22 protein-coding genes are annotated in these 20,450 nt (G+C 64.0%); 12 read left to right on the top strand and 10 right to left on the bottom strand.

The window, feature by feature from the left end; translation table 11 throughout:
- The first annotated feature begins 75 nt into the window (after positions 1 to 75).
- Positions 76 to 504, top strand: coding sequence for a large conductance mechanosensitive channel protein MscL (mscL, locus tag ACK4FH_RS01085; protein ID WP_409810395.1), 429 nt, complete (start codon positions 76 to 78; stop codon positions 502 to 504).
- Here mscL and ACK4FH_RS01090 read toward each other — a convergent pair.
- The 4 genes from ACK4FH_RS01090 to ACK4FH_RS01105 are packed head-to-tail and all read right to left on the bottom strand — an operon-like array spanning position 501 to position 3,009.
- Positions 501 to 1,256, bottom strand: coding sequence for a class I SAM-dependent methyltransferase (locus ACK4FH_RS01090; RefSeq protein ID WP_409810397.1), 756 nt, complete (start codon positions 1,254 to 1,256; stop codon positions 501 to 503). The two genes, mscL and ACK4FH_RS01090, sit on opposite strands and share 4 nt — an antisense overlap.
- On the bottom strand, positions 1,253 to 1,855 hold the full coding sequence (locus tag ACK4FH_RS01095; RefSeq protein WP_409810399.1) for a TIGR04282 family arsenosugar biosynthesis glycosyltransferase: 603 nt from the start codon (positions 1,853 to 1,855) through the stop codon (positions 1,253 to 1,255). Before ACK4FH_RS01095 ends, ACK4FH_RS01090 begins: the two co-directional genes overlap by 4 nt.
- Positions 1,856 to 1,873: 18 nt before the next feature.
- The gene (locus ACK4FH_RS01100) at positions 1,874 to 2,569 is read right to left on the bottom strand and encodes a TIGR04283 family arsenosugar biosynthesis glycosyltransferase (protein WP_409815093.1); all 696 of its coding nucleotides are present in this window, start codon (positions 2,567 to 2,569) and stop codon (positions 1,874 to 1,876) included.
- 44 nt (positions 2,570 to 2,613) lie between these two features.
- Positions 2,614 to 3,009: a hypothetical protein gene (locus ACK4FH_RS01105; protein WP_409810401.1), complete on the bottom strand. Its 396-nt coding sequence runs from the start codon at positions 3,007 to 3,009 to the stop codon at positions 2,614 to 2,616.
- A gap of 264 nt (positions 3,010 to 3,273) precedes the next feature.
- Between ACK4FH_RS01105 and ACK4FH_RS01110 the strand changes: the two genes are divergently transcribed.
- The 3 genes from ACK4FH_RS01110 to ACK4FH_RS01120 all read left to right on the top strand — a co-directional run bounded on the left by ACK4FH_RS01110 (position 3,274) and on the right by ACK4FH_RS01120 (position 6,271).
- Positions 3,274 to 4,344 (top strand): PA0069 family radical SAM protein, encoded by a 1,071-nt coding sequence (locus ACK4FH_RS01110; protein ID WP_409810403.1) that lies wholly within the window; start codon positions 3,274 to 3,276, stop codon positions 4,342 to 4,344.
- Positions 4,345 to 4,399: 55 nt separating this feature from the next.
- A complete protein-coding gene (locus ACK4FH_RS01115) occupies positions 4,400 to 5,038 on the top strand; it encodes a ribonuclease HII (protein WP_409810404.1) in 639 nt (212 codons plus the stop codon).
- Positions 5,039 to 5,155: 117 nt separating this feature from the next.
- Entirely contained in the window at positions 5,156 to 6,271 is a 1,116-nt protein-coding gene (locus tag ACK4FH_RS01120; RefSeq protein WP_409810406.1) for a site-specific DNA-methyltransferase, read from the top strand.
- On the opposite strand, the gene mutY is transcribed toward ACK4FH_RS01120, so the two are convergent.
- Positions 6,272 to 7,387: an A/G-specific adenine glycosylase gene (gene mutY, locus ACK4FH_RS01125; RefSeq protein ID WP_409810408.1), complete on the bottom strand. Its 1,116-nt coding sequence runs from the start codon at positions 7,385 to 7,387 to the stop codon at positions 6,272 to 6,274.
- A 77-nt stretch (positions 7,388 to 7,464) separates the two neighbouring features.
- Between mutY and ACK4FH_RS01130 the strand changes: the two genes are divergently transcribed.
- The 8 genes from ACK4FH_RS01130 (at position 7,465) to ACK4FH_RS01165 (ending at position 15,265) form a co-directional block, all read left to right on the top strand.
- Positions 7,465 to 7,998 carry a DUF721 domain-containing protein gene (locus ACK4FH_RS01130; RefSeq protein WP_409810410.1) on the top strand — a complete coding sequence of 178 codons (534 nt, stop codon included), beginning with the start codon at positions 7,465 to 7,467 and terminating at the stop codon, positions 7,996 to 7,998.
- 104 nt (positions 7,999 to 8,102) lie between these two features.
- Positions 8,103 to 8,786, top strand: coding sequence for a DsbA family protein (locus ACK4FH_RS01135; RefSeq protein WP_409810412.1), 684 nt, complete (start codon positions 8,103 to 8,105; stop codon positions 8,784 to 8,786).
- Between the two features lie 64 nt (positions 8,787 to 8,850).
- A complete protein-coding gene (gene smc, locus ACK4FH_RS01140) occupies positions 8,851 to 12,312 on the top strand; it encodes a chromosome segregation protein SMC (protein ID WP_409810414.1) in 3,462 nt (1,153 codons plus the stop codon).
- 269 nt (positions 12,313 to 12,581) lie between these two features.
- Complete coding sequence (locus tag ACK4FH_RS01145) at positions 12,582 to 13,007, top strand: AtpZ/AtpI family protein (protein ID WP_409810416.1); 426 nt, start codon at positions 12,582 to 12,584, stop codon at positions 13,005 to 13,007.
- Between the two features lie 15 nt (positions 13,008 to 13,022).
- Positions 13,023 to 13,802, top strand: coding sequence for a F0F1 ATP synthase subunit A (locus ACK4FH_RS01150; RefSeq protein ID WP_409810417.1), 780 nt, complete (start codon positions 13,023 to 13,025; stop codon positions 13,800 to 13,802).
- 95 nt (positions 13,803 to 13,897) lie between these two features.
- Positions 13,898 to 14,122 carry a F0F1 ATP synthase subunit C gene (locus ACK4FH_RS01155; protein WP_011995610.1) on the top strand — a complete coding sequence of 75 codons (225 nt, stop codon included), beginning with the start codon at positions 13,898 to 13,900 and terminating at the stop codon, positions 14,120 to 14,122.
- Between the two features lie 76 nt (positions 14,123 to 14,198).
- Positions 14,199 to 14,762: a F0F1 ATP synthase subunit B gene (locus tag ACK4FH_RS01160; RefSeq protein ID WP_409810419.1), complete on the top strand. Its 564-nt coding sequence runs from the start codon at positions 14,199 to 14,201 to the stop codon at positions 14,760 to 14,762.
- 17 nt (positions 14,763 to 14,779) lie between these two features.
- Positions 14,780 to 15,265 carry an ATP F0F1 synthase subunit B gene (locus tag ACK4FH_RS01165; RefSeq protein ID WP_409810421.1) on the top strand — a complete coding sequence of 162 codons (486 nt, stop codon included), beginning with the start codon at positions 14,780 to 14,782 and terminating at the stop codon, positions 15,263 to 15,265.
- A 59-nt stretch (positions 15,266 to 15,324) separates the two neighbouring features.
- Here ACK4FH_RS01165 and ACK4FH_RS01170 read toward each other — a convergent pair whose 3' ends face one another.
- From ACK4FH_RS01170 to gcvT, 5 genes are read right to left on the bottom strand one after another with little or no spacing between them, the layout of a single operon-like run.
- Positions 15,325 to 15,879: a nucleotidyltransferase family protein gene (locus ACK4FH_RS01170; RefSeq protein ID WP_409810423.1), complete on the bottom strand. Its 555-nt coding sequence runs from the start codon at positions 15,877 to 15,879 to the stop codon at positions 15,325 to 15,327.
- Entirely contained in the window at positions 15,879 to 17,453 is a 1,575-nt protein-coding gene (gene gcvPB / locus ACK4FH_RS01175; protein WP_409815096.1) for an aminomethyl-transferring glycine dehydrogenase subunit GcvPB, read from the bottom strand. Before gcvPB ends, ACK4FH_RS01170 begins: the two co-directional genes overlap by 1 nt.
- 8 nt (positions 17,454 to 17,461) lie before the next feature.
- Positions 17,462 to 18,808 carry an aminomethyl-transferring glycine dehydrogenase subunit GcvPA gene (gene gcvPA, locus ACK4FH_RS01180; RefSeq protein WP_409810425.1) on the bottom strand — a complete coding sequence of 449 codons (1,347 nt, stop codon included), beginning with the start codon at positions 18,806 to 18,808 and terminating at the stop codon, positions 17,462 to 17,464.
- A gap of 43 nt (positions 18,809 to 18,851) precedes the next feature.
- Positions 18,852 to 19,229: a glycine cleavage system protein GcvH gene (gene gcvH, locus ACK4FH_RS01185; protein WP_409810427.1), complete on the bottom strand. Its 378-nt coding sequence runs from the start codon at positions 19,227 to 19,229 to the stop codon at positions 18,852 to 18,854.
- Between the two features lie 36 nt (positions 19,230 to 19,265).
- Positions 19,266 to 20,390: a glycine cleavage system aminomethyltransferase GcvT gene (gcvT, locus tag ACK4FH_RS01190; protein ID WP_409810429.1), complete on the bottom strand. Its 1,125-nt coding sequence runs from the start codon at positions 20,388 to 20,390 to the stop codon at positions 19,266 to 19,268.
- Positions 20,391 to 20,450: the final 60 nt, after the last annotated feature.

Raw genomic sequence — 20,450 nt, forward strand, 5'->3', positions numbered from 1 at the left:
CCCGTTGTCACTCCGCCCGTCACGGCGCACGATTTCCGCTCGAGCGGGAATCATCACGGCGGGAGGCCATTCATCATGCTCAAGGAATTTCGCGAATTTGCCCTGAAGGGCAATGTGCTCGACATGGCGGTCGGTATCATTATCGGCGCGGCTTTCACCACCATTGTCCGGTCACTGGTTGATGACATCATCATGCCGCCGATCGGGGCGCTCGTGGGCGGGGTCGACTTCAGCGACTATTTCATCGCGCTGACGCTTGCCGAAAACGGCCCCACCACCGTCGATGCAGCAAAGGCAGCCGGGGTGCCGGTGCTCGCCTATGGCCGCTTCATCAATGCGATCATCCAGTTCTCGATTGTCGCCTTCGCACTCTTCCTCGTGATCAAGCAGATGAATGCGCTGAAGGCGCGCATCGCAAAGGGCGAGGAGCCTGCCCCTTCAGCGCCGCCGCGCCAGGAAGTGCTGCTGGAAGAGATCCGCGACGCGATCAAGGCGCGCGGCTAGTCCTTCCGACGCATCACATAGAAGACATAGGAATACTGGCCGGGATTGTTCTCGAAGATGGCAATCTCGGCCTCTTCATTCGCAAGCACGCTTTCGGCATCCTCACCGTATATGCCGCGCATCTCCACGATCCGCTTGCGCATCGGCGTGTAATACTCGTCCCACCAGTCTTCCGGCGGCAGCACCTGCGTCGCCATCACCTCATAACCTGCGCGCTCCGCCGCCGCGGCATTCGACGCGATGGTGCCCATGGCCGGATAGGCCGCATCCCAGAAGCTGCGCGCCTCTTCCGAAGGGTTGTCCGTGAGCCAGGTGCATTCCGTGACGGCGACATGGCCACCCGGTTTCAGAAAGCGCCGCCAGAGCTTCAGTCCTTTTGCAAAGCCGACGAGATAAATGGCGCCTTCAGACCAGATAAGATCGAACTCGCCTTCATGGAAAGGCAGGGCCTCCATGTCGGCACGCCTGATGACGAGGCGCTCGTCGCCGATGCCTTCGCGCGAGGCGCGGGCATTGAGCTTTTCAAGGAAGGGCTCGTAAAGATCGACGGCCGTTACGGGCGCTTTCGTCAGCCGCAGCAGTTCGAAGGTGGAAGCGCCCTGCCCGCAGCCAACATCCAGAACTCTTGCGTTGTCGGATAGCGGGGGCAGAAGCGAGAAGGCCGCTTCCGTCGCGCGGCGGCTGCCCGGCCCATTGCGCGGCAGGCCGAGCTGCAGATCGAGAAAGATCTTGAAAGGGTCGAGATCGCTCATCTTGCCTGCCGCCATTTCCTGAAATCGTCGCCCGTATCGATATCGGCGAGTGTGCCGATGACCGCAAGGCTCAATCCCTGCCCGCGGATATTCTTCGCTGTGTCATTGAATGTGTCTTCGCTCGACCAGCGCACATCAGCGAATATCTCTGCGACGCGCGGGCGGCGGCGCAAACCCACCAGCCAATAACCGCCATCGTCAGCCGGGCCAAGCACTGCATCGTGCTGGCCGAGCGCGGCAAAGGCGGATGCGACATGTGTGCGCGTTATGCCGGGAATATCGGCGCCGATGATGATAACCGGGCCCGGCGGCAATTCGTGGAACAGGCGGCCCATGCGCGCGCCGAGATCGCCGTCACCTTGCGTCACGCGCGGAATATCTGCCGGCCAGATGCCGCGTTCATGAACCGCCAAGTCAGGCGCCACCGCAATCACCGTCTGCCAGCGCGGATCGCGCGCCACGCGGCGGATGAGAGATGCGCTGGCGCCCCTGAAAAAGCGCAGCGCCTCCGCGGCGCCTATATCGCGGGCAAGGCGCGTTTTCACTCGGCCGATCTGCGGCCTCTTCGCCATGATGATAAGCTGGGGGTCGAGCGACACGCGGGGCGGCGCCGGGTGCTATTGATAGACCCGCGCGATGACGCGGGGCGGCACGCGCAGATAGTAAAGTGCGAGGCAGAAGAGATTGCGCAGCGTGCGCATGAGGAAACCGTCGCGGATATAGCGTTGCGGGCTCGTGAGGGCCGCCGTGCGCAGCATAACGAGGCGGCGGCGCGGAATGCGGCGCACGAGGTCCACGTCCTCCATCAGCGGAATGTCGCGGAAGCCGCCGACGCGATCATAGAGCCTGCGGTTCACGAGAAGGCCTTGATCGCCATAAGGCAGGCGGAAGAGCGCGCAGCGCAGCGCCACCATGCGCTCCAGAAGCCGCGCCCAGCCCGAAAAATCATCCAGCGCGAAGCGGAAGGCCGCCGCCATCTCACTATCGCGGAAGCGGCCTTTCTCGATCTGCTCGAAGAACTTTTCAACCTCGGAAATCCAGCCGGGTTCCAGCACCGTGTCGGCATGAAGGAATAGCAGCCAGTTGCCTTTCGCCGCACGGGCGCCCGCAGCAAGCTGCTGACCGCGGCCCTTTGGCGAGCGGACAAGCTTTGCGCCGGCCGCCTCGACGATCTCCAGCGTTTCGTCGCTCGAGCCGCCATCGGCCACGATCACTTCCTGCACGAGGCCGCGCACAGCCGCCGTGACCAGCGGCGCCAGCGTGCGGGTCAAGGTCTCTTCTGCGTTCAGGGTCGGAATGATGACGGTCAGCATGGCGCGCAAGATAGCTGCCGCAGGCCGAATTTCAAAATTCGCGTCTAGCGCTGGCGATGCTCCGTGCCAAGGCCGGTGGTGATGAAGACGGCGGTCGCCATGCCTTCAATATCCGCCGTGTGCCAGACGCCCGGCGGATTGACCGCATATTGGCCGGGCGCAAGCGCGACCGTCCGCGTGCCTTCCGGCAATTCCTGATGCAGCACCATGCGCCCCGCGACGCAGAGCACGATCTCCTCGCCCGCCGGATGCATTTCCCAGATTTCCCAGGGCGCCGTGAATGTGAACATCGAGACCAGACGGCCCTCCACGCCGTCATCGTCATGGCGGTCGCCATAGGCCATGTACCAGTCCATGCTGCCGGTGAATTCGGGCTGCACCAACGCCCTGCCGCCAGGGCCCAGATGGACCGGGTTTTTCTCCAGTTCGAATGTGCTCACAGCCGTCTCCTCCCGTCGTCCAAGCCTCTTTCGCCGGAGGGTAGCGGCCCTCGGCACGGGAAACAATGTTCTTGTTATGTTCTTGTGTTTGGCTATACTCAGCACATGACGACGAGTCGCGAAACAGCGCCCCCCGGCCACCCCGCGCCCCATGCCGATTCCCCGGTCGGCACCCGCGCGGCCAAGCGGCCCCACGGGCTCACGGACCATCGCCCTGTCCCCCGCAGGGCGCCCCTCGTACCCCCGAGCGTCCGCGAGCCTCATTTGCCCGAGAGCGGCCGCCGTGGCCGGGGCGCGCTGACCAACCGGAGCGGCCGCTACGAGCCGCAATCGCGCGAACTCGCCGATGACGGCTGGGACAGTCTGGAAGAATTGCCCGCGCTGAAGACGCAGGTGACGGAAGAAGCCGCACGCCACATCATCACGCGCAATTCCTCGCCGGACATTCCCTTCGACCGTTCGATCAATGCCTATCGCGGCTGCGAACATGGCTGCGTCTATTGCTTCGCGCGGCCGACCCACGCCTATATGGGTCTGTCACCCGGCCTTGATTTCGAGAGCAAGCTTTTCGCCAAGCCGAATGCGGCACAGCTTCTGGAAAAGGAGCTGGCCAAGCCCGGCTATGAAGTTGCGCCCATCGCCATGGGCACGAATACCGACCCCTATCAGCCGATCGAGCAGCGATACCGCATCACGCGGAGCCTGCTGGAAGTGCTGTCGGCCTATAACCACCCGGTCACGATCCTCACCAAGTCGGCGCGAATCGTGCGCGACATCGACATTCTTTCATCGCTCGCTGAGCGCAATCTCGTGCGCGTGGCACTATCCGTCACCACTCTCGATCCGAAACTTGCCCGTGCGCTCGAGCCGCGCGCCTCCACGCCCTCGCGGCGGATGGAGGCGATCAGGCTCCTGTCGGAGGCGGGCATTCCCACAAGTGCGATGATCGCGCCGATTATCCCTGCGCTCAACGACATGGAAATCGAGAAAATCCTGACCGGGCTTTCCTATGCGGGCGCCAGGGAAGCGAATTTCGTCATTCTCCGTCTGCCGCTCGAAATCCGCGACATTTTCGTCGAATGGCTGCACGAGCATGTGCCGGACCGCGCCGCGCATGTGCTCTCCCTCATCCGCCAGATGCGCGGCGGCAAGGAGTACGACGCGACATGGGGCGAGCGCCAATCCGGCACCGGGCCCTATGCCTGGCAGATTGCGCGGCGCTTCGAGATCGCAACGAAGAAACTTGGCATCGGCTACGGCCGCCGCGAAATCCGCTCCCTCGACTGCACGCAATTCCGTGTGCCGGGGAGAGGCAAGCAACTCGCATTGCTTTAGATTTTGCACGCAGAGGCGCTGGCCCCCGCCGCTGACTCGCGGCACACTCGGGCGCATGCCTCGCAGGACGACAAAATCCGCGCTGCCCGATTATGCGCTCGAAACTGAAGCGGGGGCGCCGGCGCGTCTTGTCTGCGGTGTGGACGAAGCCGGGCGCGGGCCGCTGGCGGGGCCGGTAGTGGCGGGCGCCGTCCTTCTCGATCCGGCAAATATCCCTCCGGGCCTCAACGACTCGAAGAAGCTCGATACTGCGCGGCGCGAGGCGCTCTTTGCCGCGCTTCAGCCCGTTGCCGAAATCGGTATCGGCATTGCGAGCGTCGAGGAGATCGACCGGCTCAACATATTGCAGGCGACCATGCTCGCCATGACGCGCGCCATCGCCGCGCTGCCGCGCGCGCCGCAATTCGCGCTGATCGACGGCAACCGTGCGCCGAAGCAACTCCCCTGCCCGGCGCGCAGCATCGTCAGGGGCGATGCCACCTCGCTTTCGATCGCGGCGGCCTCCATCGCCGCCAAGGTCACGCGCGACCGGCTTATGCTCGTCCTTGCCCAATCCCATCCCGGTTATGGCTTCGAGCGGCATATGGGCTATGGCACGGCGGCGCATCTTGAGGCGATTTCGCGGCTCGGACCGACGCCCGCCCATCGCCGCAGCTTCGCGCCGATACGCAACATCTTGAGTCCGACGCCCTGACGGGGACTCGATCTTGTGTTCCTCGAATCCGTTAACTTATTGATTCAAAAAGATTATTGACCGCGAATCCGCGCTGACTCATGATCGCCGCCTTGTCATTTCCAAGGGGTAGTTCGAGTGGGGCGCGTCAGCGAGAAGTCCGGGGCGAAGAAAGAAAATCCGGCAGAAATCATCATTCAGGGCGACTGCATCGAGGCGATGAACGCATTGCCCGAGAAGTCGGTCGATCTCATTTTCGCGGACCCGCCCTACAACCTCCAGCTTGGCGGCGAGCTGACCCGGCCCGACCAGTCCAAGGTCGATGCCGTCGATGACGATTGGGACAAGTTTGCGAGCTTCGCGGATTATGACACCTTCACCCGCAACTGGATGCAGGCCGCGCGCCGCGTGCTGAAGGACACAGGCGCAATCTGGGTGATCGGCTCCTATCACAACATCTTCCGCGTCGGCGCGACGATGCAGGATCTGGGCTACTGGATCATGAACGACGTGGTCTGGCGCAAGTCGAACCCGATGCCGAATTTCCGCGGCACCCGCTTCACCAATGCGCATGAAACGCTGATCTGGGCGACGCGCGACGCAGCCCAGAAAAAATACACCTTCAACTACGACGCCATGAAGGCGCTCAATGACGATCTGCAGATGCGTTCCGACTGGATGCTGCCGATCTGCACCGGCGGCGAGCGGCTGAAAGACGATGAAGGCGGCAAGGCGCATCCGACGCAGAAGCCCGAAGCCCTGCTCCACCGCGTATTGCTCGCGACAACCAACCCGGGCGATGTCGTCCTTGATCCCTTCTTCGGAACCGGCACCACGGGCGCCGTCGCCAAGAAGCTCGGCCGCAAGTTCATCGGCATCGAGCGCGAGCAGCGCTACATCAAGGTCGCGCGCGAGCGCATCCGTCAGGTGAAGACGGGTGACGCAGAAGACCTGAAAGTCACGACCTCGAAAAAGGCCGAGCCGCGCGTGCCCTTCGGCACCATCGTCGAGCGCGGGCTGCTGGAGCCCGGTACCGTTCTGACCGATCCGCAGCGCCGCCACGCCGCGCGCGTCCGCGCCGATGGTTCCATCGTCTGCCGCGACGCCACGGGCTCGATCCACAAGATCGGCGCCCATGTGCAGGGGCTCGATGCCTGCAATGGCTGGACCTTCTGGCACTTCAAGACCGACGGGAAACTCAAGCCCATCGACATCCTGCGCCAGAAGGTCAGGGCCGAAATGGGCGAGGCGTAATCAACGCTTCGCGAAGAGCGGCCCCACATCGGGCATGGCGTGGGCGGCGACTTTCCGCATGACGGTCGGCAGCGCCTCGCCGGCCAGCATGCCAAGCGGCACCCATTCCCCGCCGCCCGGCACATGCTTCTTTCGCGTCGTCGCGGTGTAGACGTCGAGCACCAGATGGAAATGGGTGAAGGTGTGTTCGACCGAGCCCGGCACGCGCTTCCACTCCGCCTTGAGCGGAGCGTGATCGAGGCCGGGCTGCGCGCCTTCCGCCGCGCGGCTGTCCCAGGGCGAACCCGGCACTTCCATCATGCCGCCCAGCAGCCCCATTTCCGGGCGGCGGCGGAGCCAGACATGTTCGCCCTTCATCAGCCAGAAGCACGCGCCGTGCCGCACGGGCCTTTCCTTCTTCGGCGCGCGGGCAGGCAGACGCGCGGCGATATCTTCCGCCTTTGCATCGCACATTGCTTCCAGCGGGCAGCGGTTGCAGGCCGGGTTTTTCGGCGTGCAGATGGTCGCGCCGAGATCCATCATCGCCTGCGCGAAGTCGCCGGCGCGATTTGCCGGCGTCAGCGTCGCGGCCCTGGCGCGAATTTGGGGCTTCACCTGCGGCAGGGGGTCACGCAGCGCAAAGAGCCGCGCCACCACGCGCTCGACATTGCCATCTACCACGGTCGCCTGTTTGCCGAAGGCGATGGCTGCGATAGCGGCCGCCGTGTAGGGCCCGATGCCGGGCAGCTTCGAGAGGCCATCCACATCCTCTGGGAACTTCCCTCCGTAGCCGGATGAAATGGTCTTCGCGCAAGCATGGAGGTTCCGCGCCCGGCTGTAATAGCCGAGCCCCGCCCATTCCTTCATCACCTCTTCCACCGGCGCGGCGGCAAGCGCCTCCACCTTCGGCCAGCGGGCGAGAAAACGCATGAAATAAGGCCCGACAGTCGCAACCGTCGTCTGCTGCAGCATGATTTCGGAGAGCCAGACGGCGTAGGGGTCCGCCCGCTCGCCTTTCCGCGCCCGCCACGGCAGCACGCGGGCATGGCGGTCATACCAGCCGAGCAAGGGCGCGGCGGCGGCCTTCGCTGCGGTGTCCGCTACAATTTTCGGGGCATTTCCGGGCGTCCTTGGCATGGCTCCCTTGTCGCCTGCCGCGCCCCGGCCAGTCAATTCACCCTGGCAATTCGCGCTTGGGCCGATTTCGAGTCAGAATGCGCGCCATGACCCAATATGGCCGTCCTGTCGCATCCATGCGCTACCGCCCCGCGCCCATCGGCGCGCGGGTGCTTGGCGTTGCCCGTTCGGCCTTTGCAAAACGCGGCTTTGCCGAAGCCCATATCCTTGCCCATTGGCCAGAAATCGTGGGCAGCGGGCTTGCCGAGTTTTCTTCGCCGGAAAAGCTCGTCTTTCCGAGGGTTTCCGGCGAGGAGGCCAAGGCGCGGCGGCAGGGGGCCACGCTTGTCCTGCGGGTCGACGGGCCGGTGGCGGTGGAAATCCGGCATCTCGAGCCGCAGATCATCGACCGGATCAATGGCTATTACGGCTATAGCGCGGTCCAGCGGCTGAAGCTCGTGCAGGGGCCGCTGCCGCCGAAACCACGGCCGCGCTACCGGAAAATCCGGTCGCTGAAGCCGGAGGAGCGTCAGGCGCTCACGCAAGACCTTGAATCGATTGAGGAACCGGCGCTCAAACAGGCGCTGGAAAAACTGGGCGAGCGCGTGATTGGCGCAAGCCGCAAGACCTAGCCTTCGCGAGTCCCGATTCTCGCGCCATGGCAACAGAAAGGTTTGGTTGAGGGGTCCGTCCCTCGCCGCCATAATGCCCCAACATCTGGTAGGAACGTGTTCCCGTGAATCAAAATAAAGCAATCATCGCAGGCGCCGCCGCCGTTCTTGTGCTTGTTCTCGGCGTCCTCGCCTATTTCTTCATCGGCTCCAATGGAGGCGCCGGGGCGCCCGGCCGCGCGGGCGACACAGCCCTTGAGCGCGAGCTTCTGGTGGCCGGCCCCCTTGGCGATATGGTCAAGGGCGACCCGGATGCGCCGGTGACGGTGATCGAATATGCCTCGCTCACCTGCAATCATTGCGCGAATTTCTCGGTCAACACGCTGCCGCATCTCGTCGAGAATTATGTCGAGACAGGTCAGGTCCATTACATCCTGCGGGAGTTCCCCTATGACCCGGTCGCGACCGCGGGTTTCATGCTGGCGCGCTGCGCGGGCGACGAGCGCTATTTCGGCTTTGTCGACACGCTGTTCGAGCGGCAGACGCAATGGGCCTTCACGCAGACGCCGATTGAGGATCTGAAGGCAATTGCCCGGCAGGGCGGCTTCTCGGAAGAGCGGTTCGACCAGTGCATGAAGGATGAAGCGATCTTCAACCACGTGAAGGAAGTGGCGACACGCGGCCGCGACAAGTTCGCCGTCGCCTCCACGCCGACCTTCTTCATCAATGGCGAAAAGGTCGAGGGCGCGCTGCCCTGGAGCGAATTCGAACCGATCATCAAGAAGGCGCTCGCGGCACGCGGCAAATAATACGGACAGAAGACCGGCGAGGCGCTCTGCCCCGCCGCGCAACAACAGAAGATCGAGACAGACAGTGAAGTTCAACCGCCTCCGCCTTTCCGGCTTCAAATCCTTCGTCGACCCGACCGATCTCATCATCGAGCCGGGCCTTACGGGCGTTGTTGGGCCGAATGGCTGCGGCAAGTCGAACCTGCTTGAAGCCATGCGCTGGGTGATGGGCGAAAACTCGTTCAAGAACATGCGCGGCTCGGGCATGGAAGACGTGATCTTCGCCGGTACGACGGGACGGCCTGCGCGCAATCATGCCGAAGTCGTGCTTTATATCGACAATTCGGACCGTTCTGCGCCTGCTGCCTATAACGAGTTCGACATGATCGAGGTATCGCGCAAGATCGAGCGCGATCAGGGCTCGACCTATCGCATCAACGGGCGCGAAGTGCGCGCACGCGACGTACAGCTTCTCTTCGCCGATGCCTCGACCGGCGCGCATTCGCCCGCCCTTGTGCGGCAGGGACAGATTGCCCAGCTCATCTCCTCGAAGCCGATCAACCGCCGCCGCATTCTCGAAGAAGCGGCGGGCATTACCGGTCTTTATACCCGCCGCCACGAGGCTGAACTCCGCCTCAAGGCCGCGGAAACGAACCTGACGCGCCTCGACGACGTCGTAGCGCAGGTCGAATCCCAGCTTGCGAGCCTGAAGCGTCAGGCGCGACAGGCCGTGCGCTACCGGAACCTTTCGGGCCAGATCCGCGAGACTGAGGCGATCCTCCTTCATCTGCGCTGGGAACATGCCGTTGGCACACTGAAGCAGTCGGAAGAAAAACTCGCCGAGACCGACCAGCGCGTGACGGAACTGACGCGCGAAGCCGCCGCCGCAACGACGATCGAGGCGGAAGCCGCAGACCGTCTGCCGCCGCTCCGCGAAAAGGAAGCGGAAGAAGCTGCGCGCCTCCACCGCCTCACGGTCGAGCGCGAAAACCTCGATGCCGAGGAAGCGCGCGCGAAGGAACAGGCGACGCGGCTCACCGCACGGCTCGACCAGATCGGCCAGGACCTCGCGCGCGAGCGGCATCTGATCGAGGACACGCAGGGCGCGATGGCGCGTCTCGATACGGAAGCCGGGGAACTGCGCGCGGCCGAAGAAGGCCAGGCGCAGGCCCAGCAGAAGGCAGAGACCCGCGTCGAGGAAACACGCGTCACACTGGAAGCGGCCGAAAGCGAACTCGACCGCATCAATCAGGAAATCGCTGCGCTCAATGCGGAGCGCACGAGCCTTGTGCGCAGCGTCGAGCAGGGCCGCCAGCGGATCGAAAAACTGGAGCGGCAGCTCGCCGAAATCGCGCGCGAACGCGAAACCCTGTCGGACGCAGAAGAAAAGAAGGCGCAGATCGCGCTGCAATCGGCCGAGCTCGATGAGGCGGCGGCGCACGTTGCCGAAGCCGAGCGGCTTGCGCTCGAAGCGGAAGAAGCGCGGCGCAAGGCGCAAGACGATGAGAAAGTCTCGCGCGAACCGATGCAGGCGGCAGAGCGCGCCGCGGGCGACCTTGCCGCCGAAGCGAAGACCTTAGCCGACCTTCTCGCCGTCGGCGAGAGCGATCTCTGGCCACCGGTGATCGACGCGATCACTGTCGAGCATGGCTATGAAACGGCGCTTGGCGCCGCGCTTGGCGACGATCTTGCCGTGCCGGAAGATCAGGCTGCGCCCATCCACTGGGGAACGCTTGCGCCTTTCGACTCAGCGCCTGCCCTTCCCGACGGCGCAACGCCGCTTTCCTATTTCGTGAAGGCACCCGCCTCGCTTGCGCGGCGCCTGTCGCAGATCGGCATTGTGGTGTCGGTGGAAGAAGGCCGGCGCCTGCAGACGCAGCTCATGCCCGGCCAGCGCCTCGTCACGCAGACGGGCGCGCTCTGGCGCTGGGACGGCTATACCGCTGCCGCCGATGCACCGACGGCGTCTGCCCGCCGCCTCGAACAGCGCAACCGCCTTGCCGATCTCGAGAAGGAACTCGCGTCAGCGCGCGCCATTGCGGCCGAAGCGCGCGGCGCATTCGATGCAGCTCGTGTTGCAGCCGAAGAGGCGATGCAGCAGGAGCAGGCCCGGCGCGCCGCTCTCCGCGAGGCGCAGGTTGCACAGAACCGCATCCGCGATGCGCTGGCCGCTGCCGAGCGCGCAGCCTCCGCGCAGCTTTCGCGGCTTGCCGCCCTCGCCGAATCCGGCGAGCGGCTTTCGGGCGACAAGGTGGAAGCGTCGCGCGCGCTGGAGGAGGCCGAAATTGCGCTGCAGAACCTGAAGCCCGACGAGGAGCCCCGCGCAAAGGCTGCCGAACTCCGCGACCGCGTGGCCGCGCTCCGTCTCGAGCTGTCGGAAGCCCGCGCCGAGCATGAGGGGCTGCGCCGCGAGGCCGAGCAGCGCACCAGGCGTCTCTCCGCCATCGCGCAGGAGCGCGATGCTTGGCAGCTTCGCGCCACCAATGCCGAACGCCAGATCGGTACGCTGGATGAACGCAAGGCGGAAGCCGAGACCGAACTCAGGGCGCTTGAAGGCGTGCCTGCAGCAATCGAGGAAAAGCGCCGGGCGCTTCTGACGCTGATTTCGGAAGCGGAAACGGCGCGCGGTCAGGCGGCGGACGATCTTGCCACTGCAGAAAAGACGCTGGCGGAAGCGGTGAAACACGCAAAGGACGTGCAGCACCAGCTTGGCGATACGCGCGAGGAACGCGCGCGTATCGACGGGCTCGTCACCGGCGGGCGCGAGCGCCGCGCAGAAGCCGAGGAGCGCATCCGCGAAGTGCTCGAATGCGAACCGGAAGCGGCCCTTGCTCAGGCCAATCTCGAGGACGGCGCGACCTTGCCCGATCTCGAACAGATCGACTCCAAGCTTGAAAGGCTCAAGCGCGAGCGCGAGAGCCTTGGCGGCGTCAATCTGCGCGCCGAGGAAGAATCGCGCGAGCTGACCGAACAGCTCGAAACCATGACAAGCGAGCGCGAAGACCTTGTCAGCGCTATCGCAAAACTGCGTCAGGGCATCGGTAGCCTCAACCGCGAAGGCCGCGAGCGCATGCTCGAAGCCTTCGAGAAGGTGAATGCGAATTTCTCGCGTCTCTTCACCCATCTCTTCGGCGGCGGCGAAGCGCATCTGAAGCTCACCGAGTCCGACGATCCGCTGGAAGCCGGCCTCGAAATCATGGCGCGGCCGCCGGGCAAGCGGCTCCAGGTGATGTCGCTGCTTTCGGGCGGCGAACAGGCGCTCACCGCCATGTCGCTCATCTTCGCGGTGTTCCTCACCAACCCCTCGCCCATCTGCGTTCTGGACGAAGTGGACGCGCCGCTCGACGATTCCAACGTGGAACGCTTCTGCGACCTGATGGACGAGATGACGCGGACGACGGACACCCGTTTCCTCATCATCACCCACCACGCGCTGACAATGGCCCGCATGAACCGCCTCTATGGTGTCACGATGCAGGAACGCGGCGTCTCCACGCTGGTCTCGGTCGATCTCGACCTCGCCGAGACGATGCGCGAGGCGTCCTGACGGCCCCGTAGCACAAGCTTACGCAAGGGAAAGGCCTCCGCTTCCGGGGGCCTTTTTCATGCCCTCGGGAGAGCACAAAAGAGACTCGCGTGCCGCCATTGGCGAGGCCGAATGACGCATGCGCGAAAGGCGTCTGAAATCGCATTCATATCAATGACTTAAACCCCCTCCAGCGGTCCTTGACAGCGTATGACCCTGACAGTAGGGTGCGCGCGGCTTCGGTCCGGAGCGGGGCTCCGAAAGGGCATTTCTGACGGCGGGGCTTCGCTTTGAAACGGAACGAAGACTCCGGCTCTCCCACGGATGGCGAGAAGGCCGCCCAGAAGAGAGAACTCGATCTCCTGGAGGCCCGTATCGCGGCCGCGCGCAAGACGCGAGGCGACGAGCCGACGGGCGGAACGAGGCCGGCGCCGACAGGCAAGATGTCCGATATGGGCGTTGCCATGAGGCTCTCCTCGGAACTCGTGGCCGGGGTGCTGCTCGGAGCCGGCATCGGTTGGTTCCTGGACTGGCTAGTCGGCACGTTGCCGATCTTCCTGGTGATCTTCACCGGGCTTGGAACGGTGGCTGGCGTAAAGAACGTGCTTCGCTCGACGCAGGCGATGAATGCGACGGCGGCGAAGACGACAACGGAATCATCCGGGCAAGCGCCCGGCGACGCAACGGCCGGACGAAAACCCGGCGATACGAACTGAGGCTGAGGCAATACCGTGGCAACAGGCGCCGAACAAGCTGGCGGTTTTCCCGTCGATCCCCTGCACCAATTCGTTGTGCAGAAATACATCCCCCTCAATATTGGCGGCCTCGATGCCTCCTTTACCAATGCCAGCCTCTGGATGGTGCTGACGGTCGTCGTCATTACCCTGTTCACAACGCTCGGTATGGGCAAAGGCTCGATGGTGCCGGGGCGGATGCAGTCGGTGGTCGAGGGCTTCTACACCTTCCTCGCCGACATGGTGCGCGACAATGCCGGCCATGATGCGATGCGCTTCTTCCCCTTCATCTTCTCGCTCTTCATGTTCATCTTTTTCGCGAACATGCTGGGCATGATCCCCATCGCCTTCACGGTGACGAGCCATATCGTCGTCACCTTCGTACTCGCGATCACGGTTTTCATCGGCGTGACGCTGACCGGCTTCGTCCTGCACGGTCCGCGCTTCCTCAAGGTCTTCGTGCCGAGCGGCGTTCCCATCGCGCTTCTGCCGCTCGTCGTCGCAATCGAGGTGATCTCCTATTTCTCCCGTCCCATCAGCCACTCGGTCCGTCTCTTCGCCAACATGCTGGCGGGCCACATCATGCTGAAGGTGTTTGCGGGTTTCGTTCTGACCTTCATGGCAATGGGCGCGGTCGGCTTTGTCGGCATGATCCTGCCGCTCTTCATGATTGTCGCTCTGACGGCGCTCGAGTTCCTCGTCGCCGCCCTGCAAGCCTATGTCTTCACCATTCTGACCTGCATGTACCTTCACGACGCATTGCATCCGGGCCACTAAGGCACGGGCGCGGGGCGCCAAGTTAAACAACGAAATGGTTGCGGCTCCTTGGCCGTTCCCTAACCTTCCAAACGTCCTAACAGGAGCACCTGATCATGGAAGCAGAAGCAGCAAAGTTCATCGGCGCCGGTATCGCCTGTCTCGGCATGGGTGGCGCAGCCATCGGCGTGGGCAACATCTTCGGCAACTACCTCGCCGGCGCCCTCCGCAACCCCTCGGCCGCCGACGGCCAGTTCGCCCGTCTCATCTTCGGCTTCGCCGTGACGGAAGCGCTCGGCATCTTCTCGCTGCTCGTTGCGCTGATCCTGCTCTTCGTCTGATTGATCGCGGTTCGGCCGGCCGGCTGTTCCTTCAGGGGCAGCCGGCGGCAGGCCGCCTGACCGACCGGAGTTTCCAATGATCGACGAAGCAGTGGCTCAGGAAGCGGGTGGAGAACTCGTCGCCGGAACGGAAGTTCCGGCCGATGCGCATTCCAGCAGCTTCCCGCCTTTCGACTCCTCGTCCTTCGAGTCCCAGATCGTCTGGCTGGTTCTGAGCTTTGTCGCTCTCTACCTGCTGATGTCCCGTGTGGCGCTGCCCCGCATCGCCACGGTGCTCGAGGAACGCCGCGACCGTATCGCGGACGATCTCGACCAGGCCGCCCAGTACAAGCGGCAGACGGAAGAGGCGATCGAGGCCTATGAGACCGCGCTTGCCGAAGCCCGCGCCAAGGCGCAGGGCATCGCGCAGGAAACGCGGGACCGCCTGCAGGAAGAGACGGAGCGCCAGCGCGTTTCCATCGAAGCCCGCCTCGCGGAAAAGATTGCGGATGCGGAGAAGCAGATTGCGGCGACGCGCGATGCGGCCCTGCAGAATGTCCGCGCCGTTGCCGTCGATGTGGCGGACACGATCGTTACCCGGCTTCTCGGGGAATCCGACCGCAGCGCTGCCGAACGCGCCGTCGATCGCGAACTGGCCTGAGCCAAGGAGAAAGACACATGTTCGCGTCTGCTGAGTTCTGGATCTTTCTTTGCCTCGTCGCCTTTTTCGGCATCCTTGGCTATTTCAAGGTCCACCGCACCGTGGCGTCCTCGCTCGACAAGCGCGCGGCCGACATTGCGGCGGAACTCGATGAAGCACGCCGGCTCCGCGAAGAAGCGCAGCAGCTGCTCGCCTCCTACCAGCGCAAGCAGCGCGAAGCGATGAGGGAAGCCGAGGACATCGTCGCCCAGGCGAAGACCGAGGCCGAAAATCTTGCGAAGGAAACCCGCGCCAATATGGAAGCGCAGGTCGAGCGCCGCACGAAGATCGCCCAGGACAAGATCGCCCAGGCGGAAGCCCAGGCGGTTGCCGATGTCCGTTCGGTTGCCGCCGATGTGGCCATCGGCGCGGCGCAGCGCGTCATCGCCGAAAAGGTCGATGCCGGAGCCGACGCGAAGCTGATCGAGAAGTCGATTTCCGATCTCGCGACGAAGCTCCACTAAGGGCAACGCTCCGCAAAGAACCCGCCCGGCGAAAGCCAGGGCGGGTTTTTTGTTGCCCCTCAGGCCGGGATCACCGTCAGCTCCGGCCAAATCGCCTTCCAGCGTCCGGCCTTTTCCGCATAACGTGCGGCGCTGAAATTCGCTGCCCGGTTCGGGCGGATGGTCATGGTCTCTATGTCGCCAAAGCCGTGTGGTGCGTAGACGCGGCCATTGGGCGCGATCCCCACCATGCAGGCCGGTGCAAGAAAGCGGTCGATGCCCTCGCAGGATGAGCGGAGCAGCGGATAGTCCGTGCCGAATTTCGTCTCATACCAGAGATGGACGCGGGCCTGATTGCGCAGCTCCACTTCAAGGCCGAGCGGCGCGAAGAGGCTGCGTGCCTGCGCAATCGCACAGTCCTCCGCCTCGAAACTCGTATCCGCATCGAAATAGAATACGTCGTAATCCTTGATGCCATAGCCGGGGCCGCGGCCCGTGAGCCCGTTCCAGACGGACTGAAAGAGCGAGCCCGAAACGAGCCAGCAATCCCCAAGGCCGAGTTCGGGCAGGCGCGCGAGGATCGCGCGGTTCCTCTCATTGGCGAGCGCCAGAGAGAGGAACCGCGCCTCGTCCATTACTCCGCGGCCTGTGCCGGCGAGGGCGGCGCCCAGCGCAGCACCGGCTTGCGGGCGGCGGCCGTCTCGTCGAGACGGCGGCGCGGCGACATATAGGGCGCGCCGGTGAAGCGGGCCTTGTCGTTCGATTTCGCCGCGCGGGCGAGATCCTTCAGCGTCGCGATGAAGAGATCGACCGATTGCTTCGATTCCGTTTCCGTCGGCTCGATGAGCAGCGCGCCGTGGACAACCAGCGGGAAATACATGGTCATCGGGTGGTAGCCCTCGTCGATCATCGCCTTGGCGAAGTCGAGCGTCTCGACGCCCGTGCCCTTCAGGAAGCGGTCGTCGAACAGCGCCTCATGCATGCAGGGGCCCTCGAAGGACGGCGTAAGGTCGTCCTTCAGCGAGGCCAGCACGTAGTTCGCATTGAGTACGGCATCTTCCGCCACCTGGCGCAGGCCGTCCGAGCCGTGACTCAGCATGTAGGAGAGCGCGCGGGTGAACATGCCCATCTGGCCGTGGAAAGCGGTCATGCGGCCAAAGGGCGAGGTGCCGTCCGCTTCCGCATCGGCTTCCGATTCGACGAGACGGAAGCTGCCATCCTTTTCCTTCACCACATAAGGCAGCGGCGCGAAAGGCGCGAGTGCCTCTGAGAAGACCACCGGGCCTGAGCCCGGTCCACCGCCGCCATGCGGCGTCGAGAAGGTCTTGTGGAGATTGATATGCATGGCATCGATGCCGAGATCGCCCGGCCGCACACGGCCGACGATTGCATTGAAGTTTGCGCCGTCGCAGTAGAAATAGGCGCCCACTTCATGCACTGCCTTGGCGATTTCCACGATGTCGCGCTCGAAAAGGCCGCAGGTATTCGGATTGGTCAGCATGATCGCCGCCACATCCGGCCCGAGCTTCGCCTTGAAGGCTTCGAGATCGACGCGGCCTTCGGCATTGGCCGGGATCGCATCCACCTTGTAGCCAAGAAGCGCAGCGGTTGCCGGGTTCGTGCCATGAGCCGATTCCGGCACCAGCACGCGCGAGCGGCTCTCGTCTTCCCCGCGCGCAATGAGCGCCGCGCGGATCGCCATCATCCCGCAAAGTTCGCCATGAGCGCCTGCCTTGGGCGAAAGCGTTACGCCCGGCATGCCGGTGAGTTCCTTCAGCCAGTGGCCAAGCTCATACATGAGTTCCAGCGCGCCCTGCACCGTCTTTTGCGGCTGCAGCGGGTGCACGTCGCCGAAGCCCGGCAGCCGAGCCATCTTTTCGTTAAGGCGCGGATTGTGCTTCATCGTGCAGGAGCCGAGCGGATAGAGCCCCGCATCGATCGAGTAATTCTTCGAGGAGAGCCGCACGAAGTGGCGCACCACTTCAGGCTCCGACACGCTTGGCAGGCCGATGCGGCCCTGCCGCGCCAGATTGCCGAGGCGCGATGTGTAGTCTTCCGGTTCATCGAGATCGACGCCGCAGGCGCCCGGATTGTCGATCTCGAAGAGCAGCGCCTCTTCCAGCTCCAGCGCCTTGTTGCCTGTGAAGGTGTTGTGAGTGCCGCCATGCGCGGTATTCGCAATGGAGGTCGGGCGGCCTTGCTTGTTCATGCCAGACATCACAGCACCTCCCGCAGCGCGGCTTCGTAGGCGGCGCGGTCTTCTTCCGTATTGATTTCTGTCGAGGCGACGATCAGCAGATCCTCCACCTCCTTCACCCCCGGCAGCAAGCGCGAGGCGCGCACGCCGCCGATCACACCCTTGTCCGCCAGCGCATCCACGACTTCCACAGCCGGCTTCGGCGTGCGCAGCGTGAACTCGTTGAAGAAATTGCGATTGAGAATTTCGACGCCCGGCACTTTCGCCAGCCTGTCGGCAAGTTTCGAAGCGGCGGCGTGGTTGATGCGCGCCAGCCGCTTGTAACCCTCTTCGCCCAGCAGCGACATATGGATCGTGAAGGCAAGACAGCAAAGGCCGGAATTCGTGCAGATATTCGAGGTCGCCTTCTCGCGGCGAATATGCTGCTCGCGCGTCGAGAGCGTCAGCACGAAGCCGCGATTGCCGTCCGCGTCCACCGTCTCGCCGCAGAGGCGGCCCGGCATCTGACGGACATATTTTTCACGCGTCGCAAAGAGGCCGACATAGGGCCCGCCGAAATTGAGGCCATTGCCGATCGACTGGCCCTCGCCCACCACGATGTCGGCGCCCATTTCGCCGGGCGGCGTCACCGCGCCGAGCGAGAGAATTTCCGGCACCACAGCTATAAGCAGCGCGCCCTTCGCATGCGCCGCATCGGCAAGCGCGCGCAAATCATGCAGCTCGCCGAAAAAGTCCGGCGTCTGCACGACGACGCAGCTCGTCTTGTCGCAGATACGCGAGGCAATATCCTCGGCCGTGCCCGGCAGCACGGGCGGCATGATCTCGAGTTCGTGGTCGGCGAAATCGGACAGGTTCTTCACGACTTCGGCATATTGCGGGTGAAGCGCGCCCGAAAGCACCGCCTTGCGGCGCTTCGTCACGCGATGCGCCATCAGCACCGCCTCGCCGCAGCCCGTCGAGCCGTCATACATGGAAGCATTGGCCACGTCCATGCCGGTGATCATCGCCACCATGGTCTGGAACTCGAAGAGATATTGCAGCGTACCCTGCGTGATCTCGGGCTGGTAGGGCGTGTAGGAAGTGAGAAATTCCGAACGCTGGATCAGATGGTCGACAGATGCCGGCACATGATGACGATAGGCGCCCGCGCCCACAAAGAACGGCACGGACCCTGCGGAGACATTCTTTCCAGCCATACGGCCGAGAATGCGCTCAACCTCCAGCTCGCCTTTCCGGCGCGGCAGATCGACAAGCCCGTCGCGCCGCGCGCTTTCGGGCACGTCGCGGAACAGTTCGTCGACGCTTTTCACGCCGATCACGCCGAGCATTTCGCGCCGGTCGGTTTCGGTCAGAGGCAGATAACGCATTTCCCGTTGTCCTTTCGCCCGTCAGGCGGTTTCCGGTTACCGATTATTCGAGGCTGGCGACGAATTCGGCATAGGCCGCTTCGTCCATGAGCTTGTCGAGTTCGGAAGGGTCGGCGAGGCGGAGCTTCACGAACCAGCCGTCGCCCATCGCGTCTTCGTTGACGCCGGCAGGCGCTGCCTCGATCTCGCCATTCACGTCGATTACCTCGCCGCTGACGGGCGAATAGACCTCGCTCGCCGCCTTGACGCTTTCGACAACGGCGGCTTCATCGCCCGCTGCCAGTTCCTTGCCGACTTCCGGCAGCTCGACGAAGACGACGTCGCCGAGCTGTTCCTGCGCATAGTCGGTGATGCCGATGGTCGCGATGTCGCCATCGACACGCACCCATTCATGCTGATCCGTAAAACGAATATCGCTCATGACTTTCCCCTGATCCTCTTTGATCCGCCGTAATTGCTAATTGGCAGGCTTGTGAAAACGCTTCTTGACGAAGGGCATGGATGCCACCTTCGCCGGGCGGCCCTTGCCGCGCACCATCAGTTCGACGGCGGTATCGACCCTGGCGGAACCCGCCTCGACATAGCCCATGGCGATCGGCCCGCCGAGGCTCGGCCCATAGCCGCCGCTCGTCACAACGCCGATGACGCGGCCCTTGGCATCGGTGATTTCCGTGCCTTCGCGGGCAGGTGCCTTGCCTTCGGGCAGCAGCCCCACGCGCTTGCGCGCAGCGCCATTTGCGATCTGGCCTAGAATGATCTTCGCGCCGGGGAAGTTCGCTTCCTCGCGGCGGCGCTTGCCGATCGTCCAGGTCAGCGCGCCTTCGACCGGCGTCGTCGTCTCGTCGATGTCATGGCCGTAAAGGCAGAGCCCGGCTTCGAGGCGGAGCGAGTCGCGCGCGCCGAGGCCGATCGGCTTCACCTCAGCTTCCGCGAGCAGCTTTTTCGTCAGCGCCACGGCGTCCGCTTCCGGCACCGAAATTTCGTAGCCGTCTTCGCCGGTGTAGCCCGAGCGGCTCACCATGCAGGGAATGCCCGCGACATTCATGTCCATGCCGGTCATGAAGGCCTGCGTGGCGGCCTCCGGCGCGAAGCGGGCGAAGACATCCGCCGCCTTCGGTCCCTGCAGCGCGATCAGCGCGCGTTCGGGCAGGCGCTGAAGCGCCACGCCGGCGGGCAGGTGCTTTTCGATATGGGCGAAATCGGCATCCTTGCAGGCCGCGTTCACGACGAGGAACAACACGCCGTCCTTCGCTGTCCGCGTTACCATCAGGTCGTCGAGAATGCCGCCCTTCTCGTTTAGAAGCAGCGTGTAGCGGATGGCACCGAGGGCGAGGTCGCGAATATCGCCCGGCACCAGCGCCTCGATGGCGGCGGAAACGGCGGCATGGTCCGGCCCCTTCAGGAAGGCCTGGCCCATATGCGATACGTCGAAAAGCCCCGCCGCATCCCGCGTATGGAGATGCTCGGCAAGTACGCCCGCCGGATATTGCACCGGCATGTCATAGCCCGCGAAGGGAACCATCTTCGCGCCAAGCTCCACATGGAGGGCATGAAGCGGCGTGGTCTTGAGGGATTCCGTCATCGGGCTTCCAGGTTCCGTCCCGTTGGGACTTTGCGAATCGAGATGGCGGCTGCCCAGCGG

This window comes from Parvibaculum sp., from assembly GCF_046297875.1.
GTDB lineage: Bacteria > Pseudomonadota > Alphaproteobacteria > Parvibaculales > Parvibaculaceae > Parvibaculum.